3 protein-coding genes are annotated in these 2950 nt (G+C 62.8%); all 3 read right to left on the bottom strand.

Going from position 1 to position 2950, the window contains the following annotated elements:
- On the bottom strand, window positions 1-896 hold an 896-nt coding region (locus HX869_RS30885; RefSeq protein WP_178904156.1), incomplete at its 3' end, for an aldehyde dehydrogenase family protein.
- A gap of 39 nt (window positions 897-935) precedes the next feature.
- Window positions 936-2315: an APC family permease gene (locus tag HX869_RS30880; RefSeq protein ID WP_023658770.1), complete on the bottom strand. Its 1380-nt coding sequence runs from the start codon at window positions 2313-2315 to the stop codon at window positions 936-938.
- 119 nt (window positions 2316-2434) lie between these two features.
- The coding region (locus tag HX869_RS30875) for an aminotransferase class III-fold pyridoxal phosphate-dependent enzyme (protein ID WP_178904155.1) at window positions 2435-2950 on the bottom strand (516 nt) is incomplete at its 5' end.

The raw sequence follows: 2950 nt of genomic DNA, 5'->3' as shown, positions 1-2950 counted from the left end.
ACTTCGCCCTGGTTGAAAAAGATGCCGAAGGCGGCCTTCTGCGCCGCAAGGTTTAGGTCCTGGCAGTCCTCAAACACCAGGTTCGGGCTCTTGCCGCCACACTCCAGCCACACCTGTTTCAGGTTGGACTGGGCGGAATACTGCATGAAGTATTTGCCCACCTGAGTGGAGCCGGTGAACACCAGGCAATCCACGTCGGGGTGCAGCCCCAGGGCCTTGCCGGCACTTTCGCCGAGGCCGGGCACCACATTCAACACACCTTCCGGGACACCGGCTTCCAGGGCAAGCTGGGCCAGGCGCAGGGCAGAAAACGGCGACTGCTCGGCAGGTTTCAAGACCACGCTGTTACCGGCCGCCAACGCCGGCGCGAGTTTCCAGGCGGCCATGTCGAGCGGGAAGTTCCACGGCACCACCGCCGCGATCACCCCCAGTGCTTCACGCGTGATGGTTGCCAACGCGTTGTGAGCGGTGGGCGCGACTTGATCGTAGAGCTTGTCGAGGGCTTCGCCGTACCAGGCAAACACATTGGCGGCGCCGGGCACGTCAACGTTGTAGGCGTCCATCACCGGCTTGCCCATGTTCAGCGAATCGAGCAGCGCCAGTTCCTCGCGGTGGGTCATCAGTAATTCGGAGAGCCTGATCAAAATTTTCTTGCGCTCCACCGGCGGCATCCGTCGCCAGGGGCCGGTCTCGAAGGCCTGGCGTGCGCTGCGCACGGCCAGGTCGACTTCTGCGTCACCGCAGGCTGCAACCCGCGACAGCAACTGCTGGGTCGCAGGGTTAATGGCATCGAAGGTCGCCCCGGATGCCGCATTCACTGAGCGGCCACCGATCAGGGCGGTGTTGATGAACGTCTGGCGGGCAACACGCTGTTGCCAGTAGTTAAGGTCGAACACGTTGTACTCCCAATGAATGGCGATGGATAAACGAGGGGTTCACTCGGCGATCTGCAGTTCCGGCATCTTCACGCGCAGCCCCCGCGTGATGCCCAGCAGGCACAGGAGCCCAAGCCCCATCCAGCACAGGCCGATGGTGAACGACAGGCTGGAAAGGCTGCTCCATAGCCAGATCGTGCTGAGGAACCCAAGCGCCGGCACAACGGCGTACAGCAAGTAGTTCCTGGTACCGCGCAACTTCTGGTCGACCAGGTAGTGCTTGATCACCGCCAGGTTCACCGCCGAGAACGCAAACAGCGCACCGAAGCTGATCATGTTGGCGACGGTATCCAACGTGATGAACAAGGCAATCAGCGAGAACAGGCTGACCAGCACGATGGCCGTGGCGGGCACGCGCTTTTTCGTCACCAGCTTGCCGAGCACGCGGGGCAGCGCGCCGTCACGCCCCATGGCGAACAGCACCCGCGACACACTGGCCTGGGAGACCATCGCCGAGGCGAAGCAACCGGCGACATAGGTTGCGGTAAAGGCGGTCACCAGCAGTTCGCCGCCCACCCGGCGCATCACATCCACCGAGGCGGCATCCGGGTCGACGAAGCTGTTCCATTGCGGGAACACCATTTGCGCGAAATACGAAACCAGCAGGAACAGCAGGCCGCCGAACAGCGACACCACCATGATCGCCAACGGGATGGTGCGGCGTGGGTTGGGGGTTTCCTCGGCCATGGTCGACACCGCATCGAAGCCAAGAAACGACAGGCACAGCACCGCGGCGCCCGCCATGATCAGCGGCGCGCTGAAGCCTTCATGGTGGAATGGCGCCAGCAGCGACACGGGTGCGGACTGCTCGCTGAGGGTGTGCACCGACAACGCCACGAACACCACGATGAACACCAACTGAGCGACGATGAGTATCCAGTTGACCCGGGTGATGGACTCGATGCCCACCAGGTTCAGCGTGGTCACCAGGGCAATCGAGCCGAGCACCCACACGGCGGTCGGCACCCCGGGAAAATACTCGGACATGTAGATGCCGATCAGCAAATAGCTGAGCAACGGCAGGAAGATGTAGTCCAGCAACAGGGTCCACCCGGCGATGAAGCCGAAGTAGGCGCCAAACGCCTTGCGGGTGTAAGAGTAGACCGAGCCCGAATAGGGATGCGCCTGGACCATGCGCCCATAGCTGTAGGCCGTCAGCAGCATGGCGGCGAGGGTCAGCATGTAGGCGGTCGGCAAGTGGCCCTTGGTCATTTGGGTCACCAGCCCGTAGGTGGTAAACACCGCCAGCGGCACCATGTACGCCAGGCCGAACAGCACCAGCCCGATAAGACCCAGCGGCTGACGGAAGCGGCGGGACGAGGCGGCTTTGGGTGAGGATTGATGAGCGGGTGTATCGGTCACGTTTGTTATTGTATTCATGGGTGACTCCTGGAAATGGGGATGCAGGGCGTCGCGGCATTCGATGGCATCGATGCCGTTCAGCGTTGCCTGATGGAGGTTGCGCACCACCCCTCGCCTGGGGTGGCGCGCTGGTCACTTCAGAGTTTTCCCGCGATCCGTGCGGTGCGATCCACGGCGATGCGGGTCTTTTCAACCAGCTCGTCCAGCTCAGTGCGCGTGGCCACCAGTGCTGGCGCCATGATCATGCGGCCCAGCGTCGAGCGAATGATTACGCCCTCTTCGAAACCAAACGTGCGGCACTGCCAGGCCAGGTCATTTTCGTTCTCGAAGCGCTTGCGGGTGCTCTTGTCTTCAGCGAACTGCAAGGCCGCGAGCAGGCCCGTGCCCTGGATCTCGCCGATCATCGGGTGATTGCCAAACACTTCATGGAGGATTTTTTGCAGGTACGGTCCGGTGTCGTTCTTCACCTGGCGCACGATGCCTTCGTCCCGCAGCGCCTTGAGGTTGGCCAGCGCCACCGCCGCCGCCACCGGGTGCCCGGAATAGGTCAGCCCGTGGGCAAACACGCCGCCGCGCTCCACCAGCGCATCGGCCACGCGCTTGCTCAGCACCAGGCCACCCATCGGCAGGTAACCGGAGGTCAGGCCCTTGGC

The sequence above is a fragment of the Pseudomonas sp. P7779 genome, from assembly GCF_013386315.1.
Taxonomy (GTDB): Bacteria; Pseudomonadota; Gammaproteobacteria; order Pseudomonadales; family Pseudomonadaceae; genus Aquipseudomonas.
This window is presented reverse-complemented; position numbering and strand designations above follow the sequence as displayed.